This window comes from Plantactinospora sp. A48, from assembly GCF_055793945.1.
The window spans coordinates 103431-130078 of the sequence record NZ_JBTIXF010000002.1 but is presented as its reverse complement, the minus strand read 5'-3'; the positions used below and the strand labels follow the sequence as shown (position 1 = coordinate 130078).

The window sequence follows — 26648 nt, the reverse complement described above, 5'->3', positions numbered from 1 at the left end:
ATCCTCCCGGAGGGGATCGCAGGGGTTTCCGCCCCGCCGGCCCCACCCGCCGATTCCTGGAAGGGCCGACCGGGACCGGGCCGGGCCGGGCGGACTCAGGCCGGGCGGCGTCAGGCCGGGTGGCGTCGGGCAGCGGACAGTGTGCGCCGAACGGCACGACTAGGCTCCCGGCGGTGACCGACGATCACGCCAGCGGCGGCGAAACCGCCCGATCCAGCACCACACCCGGCATTCCAGCCCAGCCGGTGGCGAGCGACCGCGAGCACACCGGGACGGCGGCGGCCGGCCGCGAGCGGTCCGGAGCCGGAACGCCCGGAGGGGCCAGCGATGAGCCACGGCGGCCACGCAGCCTGGATCCGCTGGAGCTGGGCTACACCCGGCGGGCCCGGGTGCCCTGGCTGGCGCCCCTGCTGCTGGTGATCACGGGCCTGCGCACGCTGCTGGCGCTGCTGTTCGGGGCGTACCTGGACAAGCGTGAGCTGCAGGGCTCACTGCCGCACCGGATTCACCGGCAGACCGTCGGCGACGGTGGACTCTGGTTCGACTATGTGGCCGACCTGGGAGACGGCTTCGACGCCACGTACTCCATCGCCTATCTGCTGTCCCGACCGGAACTGCCCGTCGCGGGTCGACCGCTGCCGCGCGGTCAGCTGCTGGTGATGGGCGGCGACCAGGTGTACCCGACGGCCAGCGCCGAGGCGTACGAGGATCGGTGCAAGGGTCCGTACGAGTCGGCGCTGCCGAGACCCGCGCCGGGCCAGCAGATGCCCCAGCTGTTCGCCATCCCCGGCAACCACGACTGGTACGACGGGCTGACCGCGTTCCTGCGGCTGTTCGTCCGGTCCCGGGACGACAACATCGGTGGCTGGTGTACGCCGCAGACCCGCTCCTACTTCGCCATCGAGCTGTCGGCCGGCTGGTGGCTGCTGGCGCTCGACGGGCAGACGGGCTCGTACCTGGACGATCCACAGCTGTCGTACTTCGAGCAGGCGACCCGGCACCTCGGTCCGGAGTCCAAGGTCATCCTGGCCACCCCGGAACCCTCCTGGGTGAAGGCCGTCGACCACCCGCAGGCGTACGACTCGATCGACTACTTCATCCGGAAGCTGATCGACCCGACCGGGGCGCAGGTGCGACTGCTGCTGTCCGGGGACCTGCACCACTACGCCCGCTACTCCGGACCGGATCGGGAGTTCATCACCTGCGGTGGCGGCGGTGCCTACCTCTACCCCACCCACCGGCTGCCGGCGCGGATCCAGGTCCCGCCGCCGGACACCCGCTCCCGCAAGGCCAGCCCCGGCCGGTCGTACGAGCTGGTCGGCCGCTTCCCGGACGCCGCGCGGTCCCGCCGGTACGCCTGGGGCATCTTCGGCCGGCTCCCGCTGCGCAACCCGGGCTTCGGCACCCTGCTGGGCACTCTGCACACGCTGCTCATGCTGGCCATGGCCGGGGCCTTCGCGCACGGCTCGGGCGCCACCGAGCAGCGCCTGTTCAGCGTACCGCTGCTGATCATGCTGCTGGTGACGCTGCTGGGGGCGGCGCTGTTCGCCAAGCCGCCGAGTGTGAGCGGCAAGCGGCACGCCCGGAACTGGATCCTCGGCGTCGCGCACGGCCTGGCCCACGTGGCACTGGCCGCCGCCGGCACCTGGGTCTGGCTGCACCTGCCGTTCTACCAGTGGGAGTGGCCGCTACCGGCGGTCGCCGCCGCGGTGCTCTACGGCCCGGTCGCCGGTTTCGTGGCCGCCGAGCTGGTCGCCACCTACCTGCTGGTGGCCGGCGGCTTCGGGGTGAACCTCAACGAGTTGTTCGCCGCGCAGGGCATCGAGGATTCCAAGGGCTTCCTCCGGCTGCACATCGCCGCCGACGGGACGCTCACCATCTATCCGGTGGCGGTCGACCGGGTCTGCCACGACTGGCGGGCGGATCCCGACGGACCGCCGGAGGCGGCCTGGATCGCCCCCGAAACCCCGATCCCGGTACGCCTCGCGGAACCCCCGATCACCCTGCGCTGACGAACCCGCCGCCCCGACCTGACCCGACCCGGCCCCACCGCCCCAGCGTGAACGGATCGGCGTGAACGGATCGGCGTGAACGGATCGGCGGGGCGGAGCCGGCGGTCGCAGCCTGGCACTGTGGGTAACGATGCCGGCGGACACCACGTCGGTGACGTTCCGTAGGGATTGGCATGGCTCGCCTGCCACCTGCTTCGTCGCTTTGCAATGCTTCCCTCCACGCAACACCCACGCTGAACTGCGATTCGTGCTTGAGAACCGCGTCCGGTGGATACAGTCGCCGATTACTCATCGTTGCTGATGCCTGGGGGGAAGCATTGCAAAGCGAGAAGAAGGCGGACTCGGCAGGATCGGCCGGCGCTCACCCTTGGTGAGCGTCGACGGCCCAGCCTGGCTGTTCGGAACCCAGCGAAGGCTTGTGGATCCGTGCCAGGTCAGTCGAGCGGCCCGATCTCCCTGGCCAGGCGACGAAGCCGCGCCACGCCTGCGCGTTGAAGTTGAGCCCCGCCCTGCCGGTGGACCCATCGTGCGGAAGGCCCCGTCCCGGTCAGCGGCCGCCGCGGGACGGGACGTTCGCGGGACGGGGCCGCGGGACGGGGCGTTCGCGGGACGGGGCGTTCGCAGGACGGGGCGTTCGCAGGACGGGGCGTTCGCGGGACGGGGCGTTCGCGGGACGGGGCGTTCGCAGGACGGGGCGTTCGCGGGTCGGGGCCCGCTGGCTACTCCGGCTGTGCGGTCCGGCTCTCGTAGGCTCGGCGCGATCCGCAGACATCGGAGAAGGAACACTGCTTGATGGCACCGTCGGAGATCTGCCGGACCGTGACCGTCTCGCTCGGTGGGTACCGGGAAATGACCTTGGCGGGCCCGTCGGGCGTCTCGACCCGCTGCCCGGACGCGGGATAGGAGCCGCTGTCGGCGTACAGCGGATGTTCGTACTTCAGGCAGCACATCAGCCGGCCGCAGGCGCCGGAGATGCGTAGCGGGTTGAGCGGCAGGTCCTGGTCCTTGGCCATCCGGATGGTGACCGGCTCGAAGTCGGTCAGGAACGTGGCGCAGCAGAGGTCCCGGCCGCACGGGCCGATGCCACCCTGCACCCGGGCCGAGTCCCGGGCCGACAGCTGCCGCAGCTCGACCCGGCAGCGCAGGGTGGCGCCGAGGTCCCGCACCAGGGACCGGAAGTCGACCCGGTGCGGGGCGGTGAAGTAGATGGTGGTCCGCCCGCCGGTGCCGGCCGGCTCGACGACGTGGTCGACGGCCACCACCTTCATCGGCAGCTCGTGCTCGCGGATCAGGCGCTTGGCGGCCACCTTCGCGTCCGCCTTGCGGCGCCGGATCTGCCCGTCCCGGCGCAGATCGTCATCGGTGGCCAGCCCGGCGAGCCGGGGGAAACCGTCGGTGTCCTCGCTGACCCACTGTGCCGCCCAGACGCACTCGGCGACCTCCGGGCCGTCATCGGTGGGCACCAGCACCCGGTCACCCACCGCCGGGCGCAGGTCTCCCGGGTCGAGGTAGTACAGGCGGCCGTACCGGTTGAAGCTGACCGCGCAGAGCATACCCATCGATCCACCATACTTCCGCTGGTTGGGTCCGCCGGAACTTGTCCCCCTCTGGCCGTCCGCCCGGTCGGACTCGTTCACCCTTCCGGATAAAAGCTGCGCGTACCCGGCGACAAACGGCGGCGATCCGCGTTGAGTGGGCACATAAACCTGCGGGGGGTGCAGGGAAGCCACGGCGTCGCAGCCGGAGCCGCCGAGGGGTACGGCGCTCCTGAGCGCGACGCCGTCGGCTTTACCCGATCCGGTTGCTCGCCCGACCGGGTCCGAGCGCCGCTCCCAGTCCGAGCGCCGTCGAATCCGCGCAGCGCCGCCGCCGAGCTGGACCCATGCCGTGCTCAGTGGCTCACCCGGGTGGTCCCGTCCCACCGGTACGGCCCGGTGGCCGGCGCAGCGACCGGCCGTTCGGTCGGCTCCGGCTGGTAGCGGCACAGCAGATCGTCGCCGTCCGCGATCACCCCGGAAACCGTGGCGAGCACCCGGGCGCCGATCTCGGCGGCGGCCCGCGCCGCCCCATCGGGATCATCCGGCCCGCCGGTGACCACGAGGACGGCCTCGGCGGAGCCGAGCACGTCCGCCAGGGTCCGGGCGAGCCGGGCACGGGACCGCCGGGACCAGTCGGCCAGGGCGGCGGCGAACTCGGCCGTCCGATCCAGCCGGGCCGTCAGCGAATCCCCGTCGCCGGTCACCCGAGCGGCGAGGGCCGCCCGCCGACCGGCGAGAGCGTCGGCGCCGACACCAGCCCAGTCCACCGGGCCCGTCAGCACGGCCACCGTCGGCTCGTACGTCCGGCAGCGCCGCCGCGCCTCCTCCGCCACGGCGTCCAGCGGGCCGGGTCGGACCGCCGCCACGGCCTCGGCTGCGGCGCCGGGCAGCGTGCCGGCGGCGCGCAGCAGGGACCAGATCCGGTGGTCGGCCGGGGCTCCGACGCCGCTGAGCAGCCCGTCCACCCGGTCGAGCAGATCGGTGGCCGGACCCGTGAGCCGGTCGAGGACGTCCATCAGCGTTCCCCGGCGTGCCGTTGTCGGACGGTGTGCTCGGTGTCGGCGTACCCGTGGGCCGCGGCCCGGACCGCCTCGGCGGTCTCGGCCAGGCCATTGGCGGTGTCCACGGCCTCCCGGGCGCGGGCGTCGAGCGCCGCCGTCCAGCGCGCGTGCAGTTGCCGGCCCAACTCGCCGAACCGGCCGGGTGTGCCGGCGGAAAGGGCCGTCGGGGCGAGTTCCGCGGCCGGTGCCAACTCGGCGGCGACCCGGGTCAACCGGGCGGCCTCCGCGTCCAGCCGGCGGGCCAGCGTCTCCAGACTGTCCATTCAGCCCTCCGCCAATGGCCGGTACGCGCCGAAGGTCTCGGCGTGCAACTTGTCCCGGGCCCAGCGCGCGGCGTCGGCGGCGGCCGTGACGGCGGACTGGACCGATCGGGCCACCTCCGCACCGGCGCGGCCCTGCAACCCCGCCGTCATCCGGACATCGGTGATCGTCCCGTCGCCGGTCACCACGACCTCGACCAGTCCGTCCGGGGAGCGGACCGTCACCTCCAGCCGGCGCACCGCCTGATCGAACTCGGCCCGCAGCGACTCGATCCGGCGGTAACGCTCGATCGCCTCCTCGATCCAGGCTTCGTCGATCTCGCGCCCCATCGGCTGGCCCCCCTCCCGCGCCGGCCGCCGGCACCGCCTCACGCATCGTGCCGCGCCCGTCGCGCTACGCCGATGGGAACCGTACCGGTCGTTGCCGCGCCGGGAAACCCCGTACCGGCCGGCCTGTGGATAACCGGAAGTCAGCCGCGCCAGAGGGCGAGCATCATCGACTCGACGGCGATCCGGGGCTTGACGTTGGTCTCGATGGCCGTCCGGCAGGCCAGCACGGCCTCCAGGCGGCGCAGCGTCGCCTCCGAGGTCCAGCGCTCGGCGGCGGTCCGGGCGAGTTCGGTGACGTCCGTGTGGACCGGCGGTACCGGCGCCCGCAGGGTGAGCGCGAGCACGTCGCGGTAGAAGCCGGCCAGATCGACCAGGGCCCGGTCCAGCGCGTCCCGCTGCGCCCGGGTGGCCCGCGACTTCTGCCGCTTCTCCAGCTCCTTGAGCTGCCCGGCGGCGCCCCGAATGGCGCCTGCCGCGCCCCGGCCGGTACCCCCGGCGCCCAGCGCGGTCTCCAGGGCGGCCCGCTCACCCGTGTCGAGGTCCGCCACCGACGCGACGGCCTCCGCCTCGGCCGCCTCGATCAGCGCCGAGGCCGCGTCGAAGCAGGCACCCACCCCGGTCAACCGGCGGGGCACGGCGAGCACGGCGTCCCGGCGCTTGCGCGCCTCGGCGTCCCGGGCCAGCCGACGGGCCCGGCCCACGTGTCCCTGGGCCGCCGCCGCCGCCCAGGCCGCGACCTCGGCCGGTACGCCGTCCCGGTCGGCCAGCACGGTGGCCACGGCCGCGGCGGGTGGTTGGCGCAGCGGGACGACCCGGCAGCGCGACCGGATGGTGACCGAAATGTCGTCCGGGTGGGTCGACGGGGTGCAGAGCAGGAAGACGGTCCGCGGTGGCGGCTCCTCGATGGCCTTGAGCAGTGCGTTTCCGGCCGCCTCGGTGAGCCGGTCGGCGTCCTCGATCACCACCACCTGCCAGCGTCCCCCGGACGGGGTGCTGGCGGCGCGCAGCACCAGGGCACGGATCTCGGTGACCGGGATGGACAGCCCTTCGGGCACCACGAACCGCACGTCCGCGTGCGTACCGGTCAGCGTGGTGTGGCAGCCGGCGCACTCCCCGCAGCCGGTGCCGGTGGCGCACTGGAGAGCCGCCGCCAGGGCGCGGGCGGCCACCGACCGCCCCGAACCCGGGGGACCGGTGAAGATCCAGGCGTGCGTCATGGCCGAGGTGGATCCGGACCCGTCCGGGTGGGCCGGCTGACCAGCCGGGTCGGTCGCCGGGGCCGGGTCGGTCGGCTCGGACCTGGATTCCCGGCCCGCCGGGGCCAGGCCGACCGGTTCGGTCGCCGGTTCCGGGTGCTGGAGCAGGTGTGCCGCCGCGGCGGCCGCCCGGCGCAGCGTCGCGACGGCCTCCTCCTGCCCGACCAGGTCCGCGAAGACGCTCGGCATCAGCGCCGGGATCCCAACTCACTGTCGGTGTCGACGGTGGCCGTCCGGGGCAGGACGGTCAGCTCGGCTAACTCGGCGTCGGATAACTTCGGTTCGACCGAGGTGTCCGGCGGACGCGCCGGATCCGGGTGGATGACCGAATCGGGTGCGGTGAACCGTTCGGCGACCCGCGCCGCGACCGCCCCGGTCACCTCGGCGGCCGGCCGGGAGGCGTCCAGCACCAGATAGCGATGCGGGTCGGCGGCGGCCAGGTCGAGGAACGCCAACCGGACCCGCTCGTGGAAGTCGGTCGACTCGGCCTCCATCCGGTCGGTGTCGCCACCCCGCTCGGTCACCCGGGCCAGGCCGACCGTGGGGTCGACGTCAAGCACCACGACCAGGTCCGGTTTGAGGCCGCCGGTCGCCCAGGAGGAGAGCCAGGAGACCTCTTCGGCGGGCAGGACCCGACCGGCACCCTGGTACGCCAGCGACGAGTCGACGTACCGGTCACTGATCACCACGGCCCCGCGGGCCAGGGCCGGCCGGACCACCGTGGCGACGTGCTGCGCGCGATCCGCCGCGTAGAGCAGCGCCTCCGCGCGGGCCGACAGCGGCGGATCACCGCTGTGGTCGAGCACGAGGCCCCGGATCCGTCGGCCCACCTCGGTGGCTCCCGGCTCGCGGGTGAGCACCACCTCGTGGCCCTGTTCCCGCAGCCGCTCGGCGAGCGCCGCCGCCTGGGTCGACTTGCCGGCCCCGTCACCGCCCTCGAAGACCAGGAAGAACCCGGTGGAGGTGAACGGCTCGGCCGGGGCCAGCGGCCGGCCCCGGATCGAGCCCCAGAGGTCGGCCAGCACCGGTACGCCGGCCTTGTCGTCCATCTGGCGGAACGCGCTGACGCCCGCGAAGATCCCGGCGAGGCCGGCGGCCAGCAGCAGCAGGCGGGTGGACGAGACCGAGATGCCCAGGTCGGCGATGTTGAGCCGGCGTGAGCCACCGAGGCCGACCAGCAGACTGCTCAGCGAGATGGCGAGCATCAGCACCAGTCGGGTGCCGGTCTGCACCACGGCGAAGACCCGGCCCCGGACATCGTCGGCGATCTCACCGCCCAGCAGTGTCGTACCGGCCAGGAACGCCATGCCGGCGCCGGCGCCCACCAGAATCGCCCCGAGGATGGCCATCGACAGGTGGATGGCGACGGCCAGGAACAGCACGGATGCGCTGGCCAGCACGATGCTGACCCCGAACCAGCGCCGCCGGGACATGTCTCTGACGATCATCGGGCCGAGCCCGATGCCGACCGACAGCCCCACGAAGATGGCCCCGAAGAGCAGGGAGAAGGCGGCGTCACCAGCGCTGAGTGACAGGGTGAAGAACTTGGCGGTACCGATCACGATGCCGCCGCCGGCGAAGGCACCGAAGATGCCGAGCACCAGGCCCCGGACCAGCGGGCTGCGGCCGATGAACTTCCAGCCGTCCACGAACTGCCGCAGCACGCTCTCCTCGGCCGGGCCCTTGGCACCGCCGCGGCCGGTGGCGCTGATCTCCTTGATCCCGAACAGCACCACCAGCGCGGTGGCCAGCCGGGACAGCGCGTTGATGTAGAGCGCGATCTGTGCGGGCTGGGCCCAGCCGGGCATCTGCCCGCCCGCCAGTCCCCGGACGCTGACGTCGAGCACCGAGAGGCTGACCGCCGCGAGCACCGGGGTGAGGCCGTACGTGGTGATCAGGGTGAGCTGGTTTGCCGTCTCCAACCGGGATCGCGGGATCAGGTTGGGAACCGCGGCCTCCTTGGCCGGGATCCAGATCAGCGTGATCGACTCGATCAGGAAGGTGGCGCCCGCCGCCCAGCCGACGACGAGGCCGCCGTTCAGGCCCGAGAGAGCAACCAGCGGAATCGACGCGAACAGGACAAATCTCAGGAGGTCACAGATGACCATCGTGTAGCGCCGGTCGAACCGGTCGGCCAGCACCCCGGCGACCGGGCCGAGCACCAGCGCCGGCAGCAGTCGGACCGCGATCACCGAGCCGAACGCGGCGCCCTTCGCGGCGCTCCCGCTGACCTGCGCCTCGGCGAACAGCGAGGTTGCCAGCAGGCCCAGCCAGTCGCCGAACGAGGCGACACCGAGCACGATCCACAACCGGCGGAACGGGCGGCGACGGAGCACCGAGCGCAACGCCGAGAGGCCGGAGCGGTCGACTGCGGCCTGCGGCGGTACGGAGGGACCGGCCAGCGTGTCGTCGCCGTCCGGTCTGCCGTTGTTGGTGTCGATGGCCGTACCTCCGCGTGCCGGCCCATCGCTGGGCGCCCCCGACCTGTCACTCTAGCCGCGCCGAGGTCCGGCACGGCCCCGACATTCCCCTGATCCGTCAGGGTAGGCGGCGGCGGAACGACCGTTCCAACCGGGCCAGAAATGAAGGTGTTTCACATTGACCGTTTTCCGGTTAGCGTGCTGACGTGACCCCTCGACCCGCCAAGCCCGGGGACCACCCCGAACAGCCCGCCGACCAGCGCGACCGGTTGGATCGGGCAACCATCTCGTGCGACCCACCGCTGGCGGTGGTGGACCGGGCCGCGTTCGACGCCAACGCCACCGACCTGGTCCAGCGCGCGGCCGGCAAGCCGCTGCGGGTGGCCAGCAAGTCGGTCCGGTGCCGCGCTCTGCTCGCCCGGGTGCTCGACCGGCCGGGCTGGCACGGCGTGTTGTCGTACACCCTGCCCGAGGCGATCTGGCTGGTGGAGAGCGGGACGACCCGGGACGCCGTGGTGGCCTACCCCAGCGCGGACCGGGCCGCGCTGGCCCGGCTCGCCGCCGACGAGGGGCTGGCCGAGGCCGTGACGCTCATGGTCGACGGCCCCGAACAGCTGGCCCTGATCGACGCGGTCACCCCACCGGACCGCCGGCCCCCACTGCGGCTCTGTATCGATCTGGACGCCTCGTGGCGCCCGCTGGGCGGTGGACCCGGCGGGCGGCTGCACATCGGGGTCCAACGCTCGCCGGTACGCACCCCGGAGGCCGCCGGTGCGTTCGCCGCCCGGATCGCGAACCGGCCGGGCTTCCGACTGGTGGGCGTCATGTCGTACGAGGCGCAGATCGCCGGTCTCGGTGACGCCCCACCGGGCCAGGCCGTGCGGGGCCGGCTGATCCGGGCGATGCAGCGACGGTCGTACCCGGAACTGCTGGCCCGCCGGGCGACGGCGATCGCCCGGGTACGCGAGCACGCCGACCTGGAGTTCGTGAACGCCGGCGGCACCGGCAGCGTGGCGTTGACCAGCGCGGACCCGGCGGTCACCGAGATCACGGCCGGCTCCGGGCTGTACGGGCCGACCCTGTTCGACGGCTACCGGGCGTGGCGACCACGCCCGGCCGCGTTCTTCGCGCTGCCCGTGGTCCGGCGACCCGGCGCCGGCGTCGCGACCGTGCTCGGCGGCGGCTGGATCGCCTCCGGACCGGCCGAGTCGAGTCGGCTGCCGACGCCCTGGCTGCCGGCCGGGCTGCGACTCACCGGCACCGAGGGCGCGGGCGAGGTGCAGACCCCGGTCCTCGGCGCGGCGGCCGACGGGCTGGCGGTGGGCGACCGGGTCTGGTTCCGGCACGCCAAGGCCGGCGAGCTGGCCGAGCACGTCAACGAGCTGCACCTGGTGGACGGCGACCGGATCGTCGACACGGTGCCCACGTACCGGGGCGAGGGCCGGGTCTTCCTCTGACCGGGCCGCCGCCGCGCCGGCGGGTCAGTACCGGCCGGCGGGTCAGTACCGGTGGCCGGCCGCCGCCGGGACGGCGGGTCAGTACCGGCCGAGGTTGGCCGTCGGGCACAGCAGCACCCGCGGGGCGGCCGCCGGGTCCAGCCAGGTCAGCACCCGGACCAGGTCGGCGTGGCCGAGACTCACACAGCCGGCCGTCGGGCCGGGAGCGGTGCCGGACTGGTGCAGGAAGATGCCGCTGCCCCTGCCGGGCACGGCCGGCACGTTGTAGTTCAGCACCGCGAAGTGGGTGTACTGCGGTGAGATCCTCCACAGCGCCTCGCTGGCCCCGCCCGGGTTCGCGCCGTGCTGGAAGGTGTTGTAGCCGGGCGACGCCGGGTTCTCGTTCCACCAGTCGTCGGTTCGCAGCACGTGGTACGGGTAGCGCACCCCCGGGTTGGCCGCGATGCCGTACATGGTGGCGCCGACCGGGTAGAGCCCGGTGGGGGTGGTCGGCACGCCCTCGGTGTGGTTGTCGCTGAACCCCCGCGAGCCGATCCGGCACGGCACCTGCGCCATCGGTCGGCGCCAGGCGCCGTCGACGACCTCATAGGCGGCCAGCTCGGCGTACGTCGTGGCATAGCTCGACCCGGTCACCGTGAGCACCTGGCGGGTTCCCGCCGGCAGGGTCCGGAGCCGCCCCGGCGACCACGACAGCCGCTGCACCGGACGGTTGCCCGGCCGCGGGTCACCCGGGCCCACCACGACGCCCGCGGCGGCTGGTCGGGTGCCGCCGAACGCGACGGCGGCACCGGCCAGGGTGCCCAACAGCAGGTTTCTCCGGCGCATCGGCTCATTGTGCCGGCCGGGCGGCGGCACCGACATCCGTCGCCCGGGCAGCCCTAGGACGCCGGGCTGGCGGCCGGCTGCGCCTTCGCGCCGGCAGCGGGCTGAGCCGTCCCATCGACGGCCTTCTCACCGGCGTCGACCTGCGCGTGCAGGTACTCCCGGATCAGGGACTTGGCCTCGACCAGGACCCGCTCGTCGCCCTCGGGAACCCGGCGGAAGGCCAGCTTGATCAGCGCGTCGGCCGCCTCCACCGCGATCTCCAGGGCGAACCGCAGCCGGGCCACGTCGCGGATCCCGAAGCGCTCGGCGAGGACCTGGGTGAGCTGTTCCGCGATCACCCCGTTGTTGTCCCGGTCCTCGTCGAGCAGGTGGACGTCGACGATGTCGCCGAAGTGGAGGGTACGGAAGCCGGGGACCTGACGATGCATGCTGATGTACTCGTCGATGCCGGCGTCCACCCCGTCCCACCAGTCCTTGAGGTCCTCCCCGGTGAGCCGGTCGGCCAGCCGCTGGAGGTACGCCTCCAGGTTGCGCAGCGTCAGCGCCTGGACGATCGCCCGCTTGTCCGGGAAGAACTGGTAGACGGAGCCGATCGCCACCCCGGCCCGTTCGGCCAGCAAGGTGGTGGTGAGTCCCTCGTAACCCACCTCGTCGACGAGCTCGGCGCAGGCGTCGAGCATCCGTTGGACCCGGGCGACACTGCGGCCCTGTACCGGTACCCGGCGCAGCGGACCGGTCGTGGCGGTTGACGTAGACACTCGTCGCCACACCCTTTCGACGGGAAGTTTGCCCAGTGAACCGCGCGCGGTCACCGTAGCGAGTTCGAAACGTTACCCGGCTTAACGAGCAAGTCCCGCTCGCGGTATTTACCTGCAGGTAGGGATGCTGATATGAGTGATTCTCACATCGACCGTCGGGAGGGCGCATGCCGGGAACCGCATCGCCGCCGGCCACCGGCACGGCCACCTCATGGTCGAACTGGGCCGGCAACCAGAGCGCCAGCGGCATCGTCCGGCGGCCCGCCGACATCCCGGGAGTGCTCGACGCCGTACGCGCCGCCCGAGCCGAGGGACGACGACTTAAGGTTATCGGCAGTGGCCACTCGTTCACCGCCATCGCCCGCCCCGACGGTGACCGGCTGGACCTGGCCGGGCTGCCCGGCACGGTCCGGGTGGACCCGGACCGGCGACTCGCCACCATCCCGGCGGGGCTGACCCTGCGTGCCCTCAACGACCTGCTCGCCCGGCACGGGCTGGCGCTGCCGAACCTCGGTGACATCGACGCGCAGACGGTGGCCGGAGCGCTGGCCACCGGCACCCACGGCACCGGCGCCGGGTACGGCTGCCTGTCCACCTTCGTCGACTCGCTCACCCTGGTGACCGGCACCGGTGAGCTGCTGACCTGTTCGGACACCGAGCACCCCGAGGTCTTCGCCGCCGCCCGGGTCGGGTTGGGCGCGCTCGGCGTGCTGGTCGAGGTGACCCTGCGCTGCGTGGACGCCTTCGTGCTGCGCGCCGACGAACGGCCCGCCGCGCTGGCCGACGTGCTGGCCGGCCTGCCCGAGCTGGTGTCCGGCAACGACCACGCCGAGTTCTACTGGTTCCCGTACACCGACCGGGTCCAGGTGAAGACGAACAACCGGGTCGCCGCCGACGACGCGCCGCTGCCCCGGCTGCGTGGCTGGCTGGACGACGAGTTCCTGTCCAACACGGTCTTCGCCGGCGCCTGCCGGCTCGGCCGTCGGCTCCCCCGGCTGGTGCCGACGATCAGCTCGGTGTCCGCCCGCGCCCTCACCGCCCGTAGCTACACCGGCCGGTCCGACCGGGTCTTCTGCACCCCGCGCCGGGTCCGCTTCGTGGAGATGGAGTACGGCCTGCCCCGCGAGGCGCTGCCGGAGGCGCTGGCGGCGCTGCGCCGGATCGTGGACGGGCTCCCGTTCCGGGTGCTGTTCCCGGTGGAGATCCGGTTCACCGCCCCGGACGACATCTGGCTGTCCCACGGCTACGGCCGGGAGTCGGCGTACCTGGCCATCCACCAGTACGTCGGGGTGCCGTACGAGCCGTACTTCCGGGCCTTCGAGCAGGTTGCCACGGACCTGGCCGGTCGACCGCACTGGGGCAAGCTGCACTACCGCGACGCGACCAGCCTGCGCCCGGCGTACCCCCGGTTCGACGACTTCCGGGCCGCGCGCGACCGGCTGGACCCGGACCGGGTGTTCGGCAACTCCCACCTGGAGCGGGTGCTCGGACCCTGACCGGTGAGTTCCGGCAGGCCCGGAGGCCGTCCCTGAGACAACGCCCGGGTGACCCCGGACAAGATCACTCGACCGTCCGGGTCGCCTTCGTGGCCTTCGCGGCGGTCGCCTTCTTGGCGGTGGTCGCCTTCTTGGCGGCGGTCGCCTTGCTCGCCGCGCTGGTCGCCTTGGTGGCGGTCGCCTTCTTGGCAGCCGTCGTCTTCTTCGCGGTCGCCGCCTTGGCGGTCGTGGTCTTCTTCGCCGCCGCCTTCTTGGCCGGAGCCTTCTTGGCGGCCTTCTTCGGCGCCGGTCCCTTGGCCCGCTTCTCGGCGAGCATCTCCGACGCCTCCTCCAGGGTCAACGCCTCGGGCGTCTGACCGCGCCGCAGCGAGGCGTTCGTCTCGCCGTCGGTGACGTACGGACCGAAGCGGCCATCCTTGATCACCAGCGGCTTCTCGGTGGCCGGGTCGGCGCCCATCTCCCGCAGCGGCGGCGCGGCGGCCCGACGCTGCCGGGCCTTGGGCGCCGCCAGCAGCGCCAACGCCTCGTCCAGGGTGACCGTGAACAGCTTGTCCTCGCCGTCCAGCGAACGGAAGTCGTCCCCCCGCTTGACGTACGGGCCGTACCGGCCGTTGGCCGCCAGGATCTCGTTACCGTCGGGATCCCGACCGACCAGCCGGGGCAGGGTCAGCAGGCGCAGGGCGTCGGTCAGGGTCAACGAATCCGGCGACTGGGTGCGCAGCAACGAGGCGTTGCGGTCGCCGGTCGAGACGTACGGGCCGAACCGGCCGGACTTGAGCAGGATCGGTTCCCCGGTCTCCGGGTGCTCGCCGAGCTTCCGCTCCCCACCACCGCCCAGGAACAGCTCGTTGACCTTCTCCGGGGTCAGCTCGTCGGGGGCGATCCCGTCCGGGAGGGTCACCCGGTCCTCGGGCGCACCGCTCTCGCCGTCGGCCGTACCACCGTCGGCCGTGGCGACATCGCTGCCCGCGGTCGACGCGGTCACCGTCCCGGTCGGGATCCGTTGCAGGTACGGCCCGTAGCGGCCGACCCGGACCACCACCTCGCGGCCGGTGTCGTCGGTGAACAGCGGGATGGAGTTGACGCTGCGGGCGTCGATCTCGCTGAGATTGTCGGTGACCATCTTCTTCAGGCCACCGGACCGGGCGATCTCGGCGTCACCGGCCCCGCCCCGGGAGTCGCCGAAGTAGAACGCCGTGAGGAAGTCCACGGACGCGTGGTCGCCCCCGGCGATCTCGTCCAGCTCGTTCTCCATGCTGGCCGTGAAGTTGTAGTCGATCAGTCGGGGATAGTGCCGCTCCAGCAGCCCGACCACGGCGAACGCCAGGAACGACGGGATCAGGGCCTGACCGCGCTTGCTGACGTACCCCCGGTCCTGAATGGTCTGCATGATCGACGCGTACGTCGACGGGCGGCCGATGCCCAACTCCTCCAGCGCCTTGACCAGCGAGGCCTCGGTGTACCGGGACGGCGGCTGGGTGTGGTGGCCCTGCGCCGCCAACTCCCGCGCGGTCAACGGCTGGTCCTTGACCAGGGTCGGCAACCGCCGCTCGGCGTCCTCGGCCTCGGCGTTCTCGTCGTCACTGGACTCGACGTACGCGCGCAGGAAACCCGGGTCGGTGATCGTCTTGCCGGTGGCCGCGAAGTCGGCCTCCTCGCCCGCGCTGGACAGCGCCCGGATCCGCACCGACACGCTGGACCCGACCGCGTCGGTCATCTGCGAGGCGATGGTGCGCCGCCAGATCAACTCGTAGAGCTTGTACTCCTCAGCGGACAGTTCCTTCGCCACGTCGCCGGGAGTCCGGAAGTTGTCGCCGGCCGGGCGGATCGCCTCGTGCGCCTCCTGGGCGTTCTTGACCTTGCCGGTGTAGCGGCGCGGCTCCGGCGGCACGCTGCGGTCGCCGTACAACTCCGCGATCTGCCGGCGGGCGGCCGCGATGGCGGTCTCGGACAGGTTGACCGAGTCGGTCCGCATGTAGGTGATGTAGCCGCTCTCGTACAACCGCTGCGCTGTGCGCATCGTCTGCTGGGAGGACATCCGCAGCTTGCGGGACGCCTCCTGCTGGAGCGTCGAGGTGATGAACGGCGCGTACGGGCGACGCCGGTAGGGCTTCTCCTCGACCCGGATGACCGTGAACGGCCGCCCGTCCAAGCGGGCCGCCAGTCCCCGGGCACCCGCCTCGTCCAGATGGGTCACCCCGGCACCGGGCCGTACCCGGCCGGTCGTGGGTTCGAAGTCCTTCCCGGTGGCGATCCGGTCGCCGTTCAACGCCACCAGGGTCGCGCCGAACGTCTTCGGTCCCTCGCCGGCCTCGGCCACCGCCAGGGTGGCCAGGATGTCCCAGTACTCGGCGGTGCGGAACGCCATCCGCTGCCGCTCGCGTTCCACTACGATCCGGGTCGCCACCGACTGGACCCGGCCGGCCGACAGCCCGCTGCGCACCTTGCGCCACAGCACCGGGGAAACCTCGTAGCCGTACAGCCGGTCGAGAATCCGGCGTGCCTCCTGGGCGTCCACCAGATCCCGGTCGATCTCCCGGGGGTTGGCCACGGCGGCCTGGATCGCCGGCCGGGTGATCTCGTGGAAGACCATCCGCTTGACCGGCACCTTCGGCTTCAGCGTCTCCACCAGGTGCCAGGCGATGGCCTCACCCTCGCGGTCCTCGTCGGTGGCGAGGAAGACCTCGTCCACCTCCTTGACCAGCGAGCGCAGCTTGGTGATCTGCTTGCGCCGGTCCGGCGAGACCACGTAGAGGGCGGCGAAACCGTTGTCCACGTCGACCCCGAGCCGGGCCCAGGGCTTGTCCTCGTAGCCCGACGGCACCTCTGCCGCGTTCCTCGGCAGATCGCGGACGTGCCCGAAACTGGCCTCGACGACGTAACCCGGGCCGAGATAGCCCGAGATCGTCTTGGCCTTCGCCGGTGACTCGACGATGACCAGACGGGTGCTCCTGGCGTTGCTCGGCACGTTACTCCCCGACCTCGCTCACAGTGCGCTGCTGCCCGGCGGACCGCTCTGACCGATCCGGGTGGTGCTGCCCGGCGGACCAGTGGCGGCCGCTACGGGTGGTGCTGCCCGGCGGACCGCTCCGGCCGGGCGTCCCGGCGAACCGTTCCGGCCGGGCGTCCCGGCGTCGTCGCCTTGCCGGGCTCGTCCCGATACCACGGGCCGACTGAACGTCCAACGTAACGCGCTCACCGACACTTCGGTTGCTCGGGCCACGCAATAGGCTCCCGAGCAGCGACGTTGACGGGACGACCGCGCCACGTAGTGGAACGGTGCCGAACGGCGACACGGTACACCGCCGATGGCTGCCAGCGGGGCAGACCGAGCGGATCAATATCCGTCAAGGTCTCCGGATCGGACCGTTTTCCGGGTCAAAACCCTCCCAACCGCCACCCCCGAATCCACCGGGTCGAACCCGAGATGAACGGCTCTTTCGATCCCCAAACCGCCCATCGACCCTCGCGATCGACGGCGCGGACCGGCGATCAGGCCGGGCCGCCGGCCCGGCGCTCCAGGGGTGCGAAAACCACCGGCCGACGCGCCGGGAGCGGGATGCGGGGTGCGGTCAGACCGGCCCGCCGGGAGCGGGTGCGGTCGGTCAGACCGGCCCGCCGGGCCAGCGGTCCGGGGGCGCGGTGGCCGGGCGGTCGCCGACCAACTCCGCCAACCGGGCGATCGGGCGCGGGCCGCTGATCCGGTACGCCGGGCCACCGTCCCCGGCACCGACCAGGTCCGCCGCCAGACCCACCGCGGCCAACGCGGCACCGATGATCGGCCAGTACGCCGCACCGGCCGGGTCCAGCCGCAGCGCGTACCCCTGGTCGTCCGGCCCGCCGTCGGCGGCCACCCAGAGCCGCAGCCGGGGACCGTCGAGGTGGAAGCCGGCCGGCGGGCGTTTCCGCTCGCCGGTCAGCCAGGCCCGCCCCAGCGCCGCCAGCCCGACCGCGTACGAGGTCCGAACGGCGTACCTGCCGTCCGCCGTGGGTGTCCAACCGGCCTTCAGGCCGCGCCGATCCAGTTCGGCGGCCAGGACGTGAACCCGCCACGGATGATCGACGTCGACCGAGATCCGGGCCGTACCGCCCATCCGGACCACCTGTCCGGTGCCGGCCAGCAGCCCGGCCAGATCGGCCACCGACGGCTCGACCGCCGCGACCCCGAACAGCGACGGCTGCCGGGCCGGATCGACGCCCGACGCGCCAGCCCCGGACCGTGCGCCGGATCGGCGGGCGGGCGTGGCGCCCGGGGCAGGATGATCGGCCGGCGGCTCGACCGAGAAGAGCGCCGGCTCGCCTGGTTCGGGCGGGGAGGTCAGCGACACTCCGGGACCTCGTCGAAGGCCCGCTTCAGCTCCTGCGAATTGAGCTTGGTGGTGTCCACCGAACTGGCCCGGTACTCGGTGGTCAGCCGCTCGACGCTCGCCTGCACCCCGTCATAGAACGTGTCCGACCGGTCGGTGCCCAACGCCTCGATCGAGGCGCGGGCCCGCCCGTACGCGTCGCGGACCGCGACGAGCGAGTTCAGGAAGCCGTGCGCGACGCTCTCGCCCTGCTCGGTGTCGGGAATGCCGGCGTCCGCGATCTTCTTGCGGGCCGTCTCGGTGGCCTGCTCGGCGCCGCCCATGAGCCGCACCAGATTCTCCTTCGCCTGGGCGGGAGTGGTCCGGGCCGTCATCTGCTGCTGGGTCACACTGGTCAGCTTGTTGATCTCGACCCGCCAGGGCGCGAGTGCCTGGCAGACCGTGGCGGCCCAGACCTGTGGGGTGGGTCCCGACCCGCACGCCCCGAGCAGGAGGACGGCCGTGAGGAGCACCGCAGCCGGTCCGACGGCGGTCGCGCGGGGCGTACGCATGCGTTGCAGCGTACCGGCGCGTGCGCCACACCGTACCGACCGAAAGGAAGGGCCCCTTGTTATCGCTTTCTGTATAACAAGGGGCCCTTCCTAACGCTGCCGACGGATCAGGCGTTGACCGGCTCGGACTCGCGGTCCGCACCGCCACCGGTCGCGTCGCCGCCGGTTCCGGCGTCGGTCATGGCGACCGGCTTGCGCTTGCTCCACACCACGGCGAGCACGATGATCAGCGCGGCGATCAGGGCGACGGACACCCGCAGCGGAGTGTTCTTGTCGTTGCCGACGCTCCACGCCACCACCGCCGGGGCGATCAGCAGCGAGACCAGGTTCATCACCTTGATCAGCGGGTTGATGGCCGGGCCGGCGGTGTCCTTGAAGGGGTCACCGACCGTGTCACCGATCACCGTGGCGGCGTGCGCGTCGGAGCCCTTGCCGCCGTACGAGCCGTCCTCGACCAGCTTCTTCGCGTTGTCCCACGCGCCACCGGAGTTGGCCAGGAAGACCGCCATCAGCGTGCCGGCACCGATGGCACCCGCCAGGTACGCCGCCAGCGCACCCGGCCCGAGACCGAAACCGACAGCGATCGGGGCCATGATGGCCAGCAGACCCGGGGTCATCAGCTCGCGCTGCGCGTCCCGGGTGCAGATGTCGACCACCTTGCCGTACTCGGGCCGCTGGCTGCCGTCCATGATCCCGGGCAGCTCGCGGAACTGCCGGCGTACCTCCATCACCACGGCGCCGGCGGACCGGGACACCGCGTTGATGGCCAGACCGGAGAAGAGGAACACCACCGCGGCGCCGATGATCAGGCCCACCAGGTTGCGCGGGTTCGCCACGTTCAGCGCGTTCATGATCTGCGTGCCGACGTCCTGCACGCCCGCGTCGGCGTACGAGACACCCAGCGTGTCGGTGTACGAGCCGAACAGCGCGGTCGCGGCCAGCACCGCCGTGGCGATCGCGATGCCCTTGGTGATCGCCTTGGTGGTGTTACCGACGGCGTCCAGCTCGGTGAGGATCCGCGCGCCGGCCTCGTCGATGTCGCCGGACATCTCGGCGACGCCCTGGGCGTTGTCGGAGATCGGCCCGAAGGTGTCCATCGCCACGATCACGCCGACCGTGGTGAGCAGACCGGTACCGGCCAGCGCCACGGCGAACAACGACAGCGTGATGGAGCTGCCGCCCAGCAGGAACGCGCCGAAAACGCCGGCGCCGATCAGCAGTGCGGAGTAGACGGCCGACTCCAGGCCGATGCTGATCCCGGCGAGGATCACCGTGGCGGCGCCGGTCAGCGAACTCTTGCCGATGTCCTGCACGGGACGCCGGTTGGTCTCGGTGAAGTAGCCGGTGAGCGCCTGGATGGCGGCGGCCAGCACGATGCCGATCAGCACCGCGCCGATCGCGACCAGGCGCGGGTCCCGGTCCACACCCGCCATCTGCTCGCTCGCGCCCTTGAAGTCGGCGAAGTTGTCCGGCAGGTAGAGCCAGCTCGCGACGGCCACCAGCACCGCCGAGATCAACGCCGAGATGTAGAACGCCCGGTTGATGGCGGTCAGGCCGGACCGGTCACCGGGCCGCAGCCGGGTGATGAACACGCCGATGAGCGCGATGACCGCGCCGATACCGGAGACGATCAGCGGGAAGACCAGGCCCTGCTCACCGAAGGCCGCACGACCCAGGATGAGCGCGGCGACCAGGGTCACGGCGTACGACTCGAACAGGTCGGCCGCCATGCCGGCGCAGTCACCGACGTTGTCGCCGACGTTGTCCGCGATGGTCGCGGCGTTACGCGGGTCGTCCTCGGGGATGCCCTGTTCGACCTTGCCGACCAGGTCCGCGCCCACGTCCGCGGCCTTGGTGAAGATGCCGCCACCGACCCGCATGAACATGGCCAGCAGGGCGGCACCGAAGCCGAAGCCCTCCAGCACGGTCGGCGCGTCGCCCTTGAAGATGATGACCACCAGGGCGGCGCCGAAGAGGCCCAGGCCGACGGTGAGGAAGCCGACCACGCCACCGGTGCGGAACGCGACCTTCATGGCCGCCTCCCGGCCGCCGGCCGCCTCCCGGGCCGCCGCCGCCACCCGCAGGTTCGCCCGGGTGGCCAGCGCCATCCCGAGACCGCCGATGGTCGCGCTGAACCCGGCGCCGACGACGAAGAAGATCGAGCGGCCGAGCTTCACTCCCAACTCGCTGCCGGTCGTGTCGTGTACCGGCAGCAGGAACAGCAGCACGACGGCGATCACGACGAACACGGCGAGCGTTCTGAACTGGCGGAGCAGGTATGCCGAGGCGCCCTCCTGGACCGCCCCGGAAATCTCCTGCATCCGCTTGGTGCCCGTACCGGCCGCCAGGACCGCCCTGGAGAGGGCTGCCGCGAAGCCGAGCGCCACCAACGCGATTACCGCGGCGATGATGACGTACGACAGGTTGGCGCCGGTAAGGGACAAGCCGCCGTCCGCGGCGACCAAGGTCCCGGACATCTATGTCCTCCTGTACCGAACAGTCGTGCCGGACCGCGGACGAACCGGTCCGGCGACATTACGCAGGGAGCAACGACCCGGTCCCGCGTCGGCGGGACCAGGGCATCTGCTGATCACCCCGGGTACTCTAGTCGTCGGCGGTGTCCGAGGTCACATCAGGCCGGGCCCCACCCTGATGATCTTCATCATTGGATTAGGCCGGGTCGGAACCCTGCGCCGTCAGCCCTTGCGGCCGACCGGCCAGACCATCCGTACCTCGGTGCCGATCCCCTCTTCCACGGGACGTACCTGAAGGTCCTCGACGAAACCGGCGAGCAGGGCGAAGCCGACGCCCGTGGTGAGCGCCTCATCCGTCAGCGACTCGTCGGCCAGTTCGTCCGGAGGCAACGCGGTCAGCCCGATGGCCGCCTCGATCGGTGCCCGGTCGATCACCCGGACCGTGTAGTTGCCCTGGTCGGCCATCTCCACCTGCACCAGATCGGACAGGTGGTACTGGCGGTGCAACGCCACCGCCCGGGTACACGCCTCACCGATGGCCAGCCGGACCTCGTCGAGCAACTCCTCGGCCACCCCGGCCCGCCGGGCGACCGCCACGCCGACGAGACGGGCGGTCCGGACGTGTACCGGGGCGGGCGAGAAGGACAGTCGGACCGTGGACATCACGTGTTGGGAGCGGCGGCATCGCCGGCCATGGCCGCCTCGACCGTCGGGTAGAGCGGGAACACCTGGTCCAACGCCGTGATCCGGAAGATCTTGAGCAACGGTTCCTTGTCGCACACCAGACTGAACGAGCCGTGTACCGCGCGCAGCCGCTTGAGCGCGCCGACCAGCACGCCCAGGCCGGTCGAATCGAGGAAGTCGACCCGACCGAGATCGACGATCACCTTCCGCGCACCGCCGTCGATCAGCTCGATGAGCCGTTCGCGCAGCCGCGGGGCGGTGTAGACGTCGACCTCGCCGCCGACCTCCAGCACCGTGTGTTCGGCGACGGTGCGGGTCGCCAGCGAAAGCTCCATCGGTCCTCCTCCGGGACGTACACGCTGCCCAGGATCCTGCCCGCCGCCGGTGGCGGCACGCTCTGGGCATCTAACCATCGAGCCCGACCGGCCGCACCGGCCGCCGCCCGGTCACCCTTACCCAACACCCGACTTTTCCATGGCACCCGGCGAGTGCGAGAGTGCAGGGTGTGACCTCCGAAGCCACCGTACCGGCGGGTTCCGGAGCGGCCGACCGGCCACCACCGGCCGCGCCGGACCCGGCGTCTCCGGGGGCGGCCGACCGGACCCACCCGCAGGCGGCCGACCGGCCGTCGCCGGCCGCGCCGGACCCGGCGGAGCTGCTGCACCGGCTGCGCGCCCGCACCGCCGCCGATCCGGTCACGCACGTCGAGCGGGTGCCGGCCAGTGCGGGTACGACCACCGACTGGCCGCTGTGGGTCCCCGACGAGTTGCGCAAGGCGTTCGCCGAACGCGGCGTGACGGCTCCCTGGCGGCACCAGGCCGAGGCGGCCCAGCTCGCGTACCAGGGCCGGCACGTGGTCGTCGCCACCGGCACCGCGTCCGGCAAGTCGCTCGCGTACCAACTGCCGGCGCTGGCCACCCTCCACGCCGACCCGCGCGCCACCGTGCTCTACCTGGCGCCGACCAAAGCACTCGCCGCCGACCAGCTCCGGGCCCTCGCCGAGCTGGGTCTGGAGGGGGTACGACCAGCCGCGTACGACGGGGACACCCCGCAGGCCGAGCGGGAGTGGATCCGGCAGCACTCCCGGTTCGTGCTGACCAACCCCGACATGCTGCACCACGGCATCCTGCCCGGACACGCCCGCTGGGCGACGTTCCTGCGCCGGCTCGCCTTCGTGATCGTCGACGAGTGCCATACGTACCGGGGGGTGTTCGGTTCGCACGTGGCCCACGTCCTGCGTCGGCTGCGCCGCCAGGCGGACCGCTACGGCGGCGGACCCGGCCGGGCCCTCGGCCGGACCGGACGCACCGCCGGGCCGGTGGCCGCCGGCCTCGGCCCGGGTGCCGCCGGCCTCGGCCCGGGTGGGCCCGGAGTCGTCCTCGACCCCTCGCACGGATTCGCCGATCCCCCACCGGGTCCCGGAGCAGCCCCCGGATCCGGTGGCCCGTCCGGAGCCGGAACTCGGGCGGTGAACCGCGGTCCGGTCTTCGTCCTCGCGTCGGCGACCGTCGGCGACCCGGCCGGCGCCGCCGAGCGGCTGACCGGGCTACCCGTGACCGCGGTGACCGAGGACTCCTCGCCGCGCGGCGGGGTCACATTCGCGCTCTGGGAACCGCCCCTGCTGCCGCCGGAACCCGGCGCCGGCGCACCGCCGTACCGCATCCACGCCCAGCCGGGTCCCGGTCACGACGGCCAGTCCGGTCCCGGTGGCCGACCCAGCGCCGGTGGTGCCGGCCGGTCCGGTCCCGGTGGCGCACCGGGCGCCGGCGGTGATGGCCCGGACGAGGTTGCCGGGGTCGGCGAGCTGGCCCAGGTCCGCCGGTCGGCGCTGCGCGAGACGGCCGACCTGTTGAGCGACGCGGTCGCGGCCGGCACCCGGACCCTGGCGTTCGTCCGGTCCCGGCGCGGGGCGGAACTGATCGCGACGGCGGCCCGGCGCTCGCTCGACGAGGCGGTTCCCGGACTCGGCCAGCGGGTCGCCGCCTACCGGGCCGGCTACCTGCGGGAGGAACGCCGGGAGTTGGAGCGGGCGTTGCTCTCCGGTGAGCTGCTGGGACTGGCCTCCACGAACGCGCTGGAACTCGGGGTCGACCTGACCGGGCTGGACGCCGTGCTGATCTGCGGCTATCCCGGCACCCGGGCCTCGCTGTGGCAGCAGGCGGGCCGGGCCGGCCGGTCCGGCCGGGAAGCCCTGGCGGTGCTGGTCGCCCGGGACGACCCGCTGGACACCTTTCTCGTCCACCATCCGGAGGCGCTGTTCGGGCGGCCGGTCGAGGCGACGGTGCTGGACGCGGGCAACCCGTACGTGCTCGGACCGCAGCTGTGCTGCGCGGCGGCCGAGGCCCCACTGACCGGGTCCGACCTGGAGCTGTTCGGCCCGGGCGCACCGGCCGCGGTGGAGGCACTTACCGCCTCCGGCGCGTTGCGGCGGCGCCCCACCGGGTGGTACTGGCGGCACACCGGGCGGCCGGAGGTGGACCTGCGCGGCACCGGCGGGGCGCCGGTCTGCGTGGTCGAGTCGGCAACCGGGCGGCTGCTCGGCACCGTGGAGGAGGCATCCTCGCACCTGCTGGTCCATCCCGGCGCGGTCTACCTGCACCAGGGCGTCTCGTACGTGGTGGACGAGCTGGACCTGGACGGCGCCTGCGCGCTGGTCCACGCCGAGGAACCGGACTGGTCGACGCACGCCCGCGACGTCACCTCACTCTCGGTGGTCTCGGTCCGGTCCTACGTCGACGCCGGTCCGGTCGGGATGTTCCTCGGCGAGGTCGACGTGACCAGCCAGGTGGTCTCCTACCAGCGGCGGCGGATCGCCACGGGCGAGGTGCTGGACACCCGACCGCTCGACCTGCCGGCCCGGGAACTGCGCACGGTGGCCGTGTGGTTCACCGTTTCGCCCCGGGCCCTGGACCTGGCCGGTGTCGAGCCGCCCGACGTGCCCGGTGCGCTGCACGCCGCCGAGCACGCGGCCATCGGGCTGCTGCCGCTGGTCGCCACCTGCGACCGGTGGGACATCGGCGGGCTGTCCACCGCGCTGCACCCGGACACCGAGGCACCCACCGTTTTCGTGTACGACGGGCACCCCGGCGGGGCCGGGTTCGCGGAGCGGGCGTACCACGCGGCCACCGACTGGCTGCGGGCCACCCGGGACGCGATCGTCGAGTGCGGCTGCGAGACCGGTTGCCCGTCCTGCGTGCAGTCCCCCAAATGCGGCAACGGCAACAATCCACTCGCCAAGGGGCCGGCGGTGACGGTGCTCGACGTGGTGCTGGCGAACCTGCCGGACCTGCCTGTCGACTGACGGTTGCGCCGGCTCAACCGGTCTCGTACCGGCCAATGGCGGGGCCCCGGCGTCCTACCCAGATATGCGAGACTCCCGCGGACAATTGAGGAGTAAAAACAATGGATCTTGCGCAGTTGCAGGCGCAGCGGCAGCTTTTCATCCGGCAACGGCTCCGGATGATGGTGAACCAGTACGAGGTGCGCTCGGTCGCACCGGACGGTTCTGAGGGCGAGATGCTGGCGTTCGCGCAGCAGAAGCGGCTCGCCTTCAAGGAGCAGGTGACGCTCTACACCGACGACAGCAAGCAGTACCCGGTGCTGGGCTTCAAGGCCCGGCAGGTGATGGACCTCGGCGCCACCTACGACGTGACGGACTCGGCCGGTACTCCCCTCGGGCTGTTCCGGAAGGACTTCAAGGCGTCGCTGCTGCGCTCGACCTGGCACCTTGAGCAGCCCGGCCTTGGCGTGGCGACCGGGCAGGAGCGCAGCCTGCCGGTGGCGCTGCTGCGTCGGTTCGTGGACTCGCTGTCCTGGCTGCCCTACCACTTCGACTTCACCATGAACGGGCAGGTCGCGTTCTCGGTGGTCAAGAAGTGGGGCCTGCGGGACCGGTACGTGATCGACATCCCGCACCCGGGTCTGGACCGTCGCCTGGTGATCGCGATGGCGGTCGGCCTGGACGCGCTCCAGTCCCGCTGACCGGTTTCCGGTAGTCGGGGCGCGGACCAGTGCGGTCCACGCCCCGGCTCAGGGCCGGCCCGACCAGTTGTCCCGGGATGACTGCCGCGGTTCAGCCGGACCGAGCCGGCTCTGGTGCGCTGTCCTCAACCCGTCCGGCGCGCTCAGCCCCGGAGCGGGCCGGCGCGGGCGGACGCCGTCACCGTGCGGTCGAGGCCGGGTAGCGGGCTGACCGTCACCACCACGGTGATCAGCAGGTCCAGCGCTTCGACCCGACATCCAGCCAACCGCGCTCCGTTACGCGAGACGATCTCGGTCGCGCTGGCGCAGGCCGCCTCGGCGCCCTCGATCGCCCTGGTCGCCCCGGCCAACGCGCCCAGATCCGCCGCGGCCTGAGCCTGCCGGCCGGCCAGCCGGGCGGCACCCACCGCCGCTCCGGCTGTGCCCGCCACCACCAGCAGCAGACCGATGGCGAGCAGCCACAGGGTCGCGCTGCCCCGGTCCATCGGCCCCGTACGGTGCCCCGACCGGCGCCACCAGCCAACCGCTGATCGCCGTGTCGGCATTGCGCCGGCAAGCCGACGCGACGATGTCGTCCCCATGCGGCGACCGAACCGTTGCCGCGAGTCGACCGCCTGGCGCCGTGTCGGCGTTGAGCCGATGAACCGCCGCGCCGACGTCACGGCGCCGGCTCCGGAGCGCCCGGCTCGACCACCGCGACGGCCGTCGCGCTGATCCGCAGCGATGGCAACCGGTTGCCCAGCGCGCGTACCGGTGCCACGACGGTCACCTCCACCCGGTCACCCTCGACGAACACGTCGATGGTTGCCCCGGCCGGCGCGCTCCCCGCCCCGGCCGAGGCGCCGTCATCGCCCCGGGAGGCGGCGAGGGCCGCCTCCCGGGCCGCGTCCAGGCACTGCCCCTTGACCGTCACGGCATTGACGGCGGTCAGCCCGGCCATCAGGAGCAGCAGGAGCGCCGGCAGACCGGCCGCGAGTTCCGCGGTGAACGAACCCCGGTCGCCGTGGGCACGGCCGGGCGGCCGGCGCCGGGTCACTTCAACGCCCGGTCGATCACCGCCGTCAGCGCTGCCTGCACGTTGCCGGAGGTGAGCACCTTGAGCAGGATGCCGGCGAAGGCCACGGCGGCCAGGGTGCCGACGGCGTACTCCGCCGTGTTCATCCCGGCGTCGTCGCGCAAGCGGTCGAGCAGAGTTCGCACGTTGTACTCCTTGTCTCTCGATTGGTTCTTCCGATGCG

At 72.6% G+C, this 26648-nt stretch carries 22 protein-coding genes; 5 read left to right on the top strand and 17 right to left on the bottom strand.

Features of this window, described 5'->3' with window-relative positions; genetic code table 11:
• Positions 1-173 precede the first annotated feature (173 nt).
• A complete protein-coding gene (locus ACXN5W_RS02170; RefSeq protein WP_473156410.1) occupies positions 174-2012 on the top strand; it encodes a metallophosphoesterase family protein in 1839 nt (612 codons plus the stop codon).
• 719 nt (positions 2013-2731) lie between these two features.
• Here ACXN5W_RS02170 and ACXN5W_RS02165 read toward each other — a convergent pair.
• The 6 genes from ACXN5W_RS02165 to tmk form a co-directional block, all read right to left on the bottom strand.
• Complete coding sequence (locus tag ACXN5W_RS02165; protein WP_473156409.1) at positions 2732-3571, bottom strand: PSP1 domain-containing protein; 840 nt, start codon at positions 3569-3571, stop codon at positions 2732-2734.
• Positions 3572-3903: 332 nt separating this feature from the next.
• Positions 3904-4566, bottom strand: coding sequence for a hypothetical protein (locus ACXN5W_RS02160; RefSeq protein ID WP_473156408.1), 663 nt, complete (start codon positions 4564-4566; stop codon positions 3904-3906).
• The gene (locus ACXN5W_RS02155; protein ID WP_473156407.1) at positions 4566-4874 is read right to left on the bottom strand and encodes a hypothetical protein; all 309 of its coding nucleotides are present in this window, start codon (positions 4872-4874) and stop codon (positions 4566-4568) included. Before ACXN5W_RS02155 ends, ACXN5W_RS02160 begins: the two co-directional genes overlap by 1 nt.
• Positions 4875-5201, bottom strand: a complete 327-nt coding sequence (locus tag ACXN5W_RS02150) for a YbaB/EbfC family nucleoid-associated protein (RefSeq protein WP_473156406.1) — start codon at positions 5199-5201, stop codon at positions 4875-4877. It lies immediately after the preceding gene.
• 140 nt (positions 5202-5341) lie between these two features.
• Positions 5342-6646, bottom strand: a complete 1305-nt coding sequence (locus ACXN5W_RS02145; protein WP_473156405.1) for a DNA polymerase III subunit delta' — start codon at positions 6644-6646, stop codon at positions 5342-5344.
• Positions 6646-8757, bottom strand: coding sequence for a dTMP kinase (tmk, locus tag ACXN5W_RS02140; RefSeq protein ID WP_473156507.1), 2112 nt, complete (start codon positions 8755-8757; stop codon positions 6646-6648). Before tmk ends, ACXN5W_RS02145 begins: the two co-directional genes overlap by 1 nt.
• A 326-nt stretch (positions 8758-9083) precedes the next feature.
• Here tmk and ACXN5W_RS02135 point away from each other — a divergent pair, with 326 nt between their 5' ends.
• On the top strand, positions 9084-10334 hold the full coding sequence (locus tag ACXN5W_RS02135; RefSeq protein ID WP_473156404.1) for an amino acid deaminase/aldolase: 1251 nt from the start codon (positions 9084-9086) through the stop codon (positions 10332-10334).
• Positions 10335-10412: 78 nt separating this feature from the next.
• Here ACXN5W_RS02135 and ACXN5W_RS02130 read toward each other — a convergent pair whose 3' ends face one another.
• Together ACXN5W_RS02130 and ACXN5W_RS02125 are read right to left on the bottom strand one after the other, a co-directional pair.
• Positions 10413-11159 (bottom strand): L,D-transpeptidase family protein, encoded by a 747-nt coding sequence (locus ACXN5W_RS02130; protein WP_473156403.1) that lies wholly within the window; start codon positions 11157-11159, stop codon positions 10413-10415.
• Positions 11160-11212: 53 nt separating this feature from the next.
• Positions 11213-11917 carry a TetR/AcrR family transcriptional regulator gene (locus ACXN5W_RS02125; RefSeq protein WP_473156402.1) on the bottom strand — a complete coding sequence of 235 codons (705 nt, stop codon included), beginning with the start codon at positions 11915-11917 and terminating at the stop codon, positions 11213-11215.
• A 167-nt stretch (positions 11918-12084) separates the two neighbouring features.
• Between ACXN5W_RS02125 and ACXN5W_RS02120 the strand changes: the two genes are divergently transcribed.
• Complete coding sequence (locus ACXN5W_RS02120; protein WP_473156401.1) at positions 12085-13413, top strand: D-arabinono-1,4-lactone oxidase; 1329 nt, start codon at positions 12085-12087, stop codon at positions 13411-13413.
• A gap of 64 nt (positions 13414-13477) precedes the next feature.
• Here ACXN5W_RS02120 and topA read toward each other — a convergent pair whose 3' ends face one another.
• The 6 genes from topA to ACXN5W_RS02090 all read right to left on the bottom strand — a co-directional run bounded on the left by topA (position 13478) and on the right by ACXN5W_RS02090 (position 21764).
• Entirely contained in the window at positions 13478-16381 is a 2904-nt protein-coding gene (topA, locus tag ACXN5W_RS02115) for a type I DNA topoisomerase (protein WP_473156400.1), read from the bottom strand.
• 637 nt (positions 16382-17018) lie between these two features.
• Positions 17019-17741: a hypothetical protein gene (locus tag ACXN5W_RS02110; RefSeq protein WP_473156399.1), complete on the bottom strand. Its 723-nt coding sequence runs from the start codon at positions 17739-17741 to the stop codon at positions 17019-17021.
• Positions 17732-18271 carry a hypothetical protein gene (locus ACXN5W_RS02105; RefSeq protein WP_473156398.1) on the bottom strand — a complete coding sequence of 180 codons (540 nt, stop codon included), beginning with the start codon at positions 18269-18271 and terminating at the stop codon, positions 17732-17734. Before ACXN5W_RS02105 ends, ACXN5W_RS02110 begins: the two co-directional genes overlap by 10 nt.
• A gap of 107 nt (positions 18272-18378) precedes the next feature.
• On the bottom strand, positions 18379-20748 hold the full coding sequence (locus tag ACXN5W_RS02100; RefSeq protein ID WP_473156397.1) for a sodium-translocating pyrophosphatase: 2370 nt from the start codon (positions 20746-20748) through the stop codon (positions 18379-18381).
• Positions 20749-20967: 219 nt separating this feature from the next.
• Positions 20968-21411: an ATP-binding protein gene (locus tag ACXN5W_RS02095; protein WP_473156396.1), complete on the bottom strand. Its 444-nt coding sequence runs from the start codon at positions 21409-21411 to the stop codon at positions 20968-20970.
• On the bottom strand, positions 21408-21764 hold the full coding sequence (locus tag ACXN5W_RS02090) for an STAS domain-containing protein (RefSeq protein WP_473156395.1): 357 nt from the start codon (positions 21762-21764) through the stop codon (positions 21408-21410). Before ACXN5W_RS02090 ends, ACXN5W_RS02095 begins: the two co-directional genes overlap by 4 nt.
• 320 nt (positions 21765-22084) lie before the next feature.
• On the opposite strand from ACXN5W_RS02090, the gene ACXN5W_RS02085 reads away from it, so the two are divergent.
• Both ACXN5W_RS02085 and ACXN5W_RS02080 read left to right on the top strand, forming a co-directional pair.
• Positions 22085-24730: a DEAD/DEAH box helicase gene (locus ACXN5W_RS02085; protein WP_473156506.1), complete on the top strand. Its 2646-nt coding sequence runs from the start codon at positions 22085-22087 to the stop codon at positions 24728-24730.
• Positions 24731-24831: 101 nt separating this feature from the next.
• Positions 24832-25410, top strand: a complete 579-nt coding sequence (locus ACXN5W_RS02080) for an LURP-one-related family protein (protein ID WP_473156394.1) — start codon at positions 24832-24834, stop codon at positions 25408-25410.
• A 143-nt stretch (positions 25411-25553) separates the two neighbouring features.
• Here the strand turns inward: ACXN5W_RS02080 and ACXN5W_RS02075 are convergent, their stop codons facing one another.
• The 3 genes from ACXN5W_RS02075 to ACXN5W_RS02065 all read right to left on the bottom strand — a co-directional run bounded on the left by ACXN5W_RS02075 (position 25554) and on the right by ACXN5W_RS02065 (position 26571).
• Entirely contained in the window at positions 25554-25895 is a 342-nt protein-coding gene (locus ACXN5W_RS02075; RefSeq protein WP_473156393.1) for an Rv3654c family TadE-like protein, read from the bottom strand.
• 173 nt (positions 25896-26068) lie between these two features.
• A complete protein-coding gene (locus ACXN5W_RS02070; protein ID WP_473156392.1) occupies positions 26069-26446 on the bottom strand; it encodes a TadE family type IV pilus minor pilin in 378 nt (125 codons plus the stop codon).
• The gene (locus tag ACXN5W_RS02065) at positions 26443-26571 is read right to left on the bottom strand and encodes a DUF4244 domain-containing protein (RefSeq protein ID WP_241562862.1); all 129 of its coding nucleotides are present in this window, start codon (positions 26569-26571) and stop codon (positions 26443-26445) included. The genes ACXN5W_RS02070 and ACXN5W_RS02065 overlap by 4 nt, the downstream gene beginning before the upstream one ends.
• Positions 26572-26648: the final 77 nt, after the last annotated feature.

Bases quoted from the DNA above. Each gene is read 5' to 3' on its own strand.
- ACXN5W_RS02105 (WP_473156398.1), bottom strand. From the start codon at position 18,271: ATGCGTACGCCCCGCGCGACCGCCGTCGGACCGGCTGCGGTGCTCCTC.
- ACXN5W_RS02120 (WP_473156401.1), top strand. From the start codon at position 12,085: ATGCCGGGAACCGCATCGCCGCCGGCCACCGGCACGGCCACCTCATGG.
- ACXN5W_RS02160 (WP_473156408.1), bottom strand. From the start codon at position 4,566: ATGGACGTCCTCGACCGGCTCACGGGTCCGGCCACCGATCTGCTCGAC.
- ACXN5W_RS02075 (WP_473156393.1), bottom strand. From the start codon at position 25,895: ATGGACCGGGGCAGCGCGACCCTGTGGCTGCTCGCCATCGGTCTGCTG.
- ACXN5W_RS02090 (WP_473156395.1), bottom strand. From the start codon at position 21,764: ATGGAGCTTTCGCTGGCGACCCGCACCGTCGCCGAACACACGGTGCTG.
- ACXN5W_RS02100 (WP_473156397.1), bottom strand. From the start codon at position 20,748: ATGTCCGGGACCTTGGTCGCCGCGGACGGCGGCTTGTCCCTTACCGGC.
- ACXN5W_RS02080 (WP_473156394.1), top strand. From the start codon at position 24,832: ATGGATCTTGCGCAGTTGCAGGCGCAGCGGCAGCTTTTCATCCGGCAA.
- ACXN5W_RS02130 (WP_473156403.1), bottom strand. From the start codon at position 11,159: ATGCGCCGGAGAAACCTGCTGTTGGGCACCCTGGCCGGTGCCGCCGTC.
- ACXN5W_RS02165 (WP_473156409.1), bottom strand. From the start codon at position 3,571: ATGGGTATGCTCTGCGCGGTCAGCTTCAACCGGTACGGCCGCCTGTAC.
- ACXN5W_RS02065 (WP_241562862.1), bottom strand. From the start codon at position 26,571: ATGAACACGGCGGAGTACGCCGTCGGCACCCTGGCCGCCGTGGCCTTC.
- ACXN5W_RS02155 (WP_473156407.1), bottom strand. From the start codon at position 4,874: ATGGACAGTCTGGAGACGCTGGCCCGCCGGCTGGACGCGGAGGCCGCC.
- ACXN5W_RS02145 (WP_473156405.1), bottom strand. From the start codon at position 6,646: ATGCCGAGCGTCTTCGCGGACCTGGTCGGGCAGGAGGAGGCCGTCGCG.
- ACXN5W_RS02150 (WP_473156406.1), bottom strand. From the start codon at position 5,201: ATGGGGCGCGAGATCGACGAAGCCTGGATCGAGGAGGCGATCGAGCGT.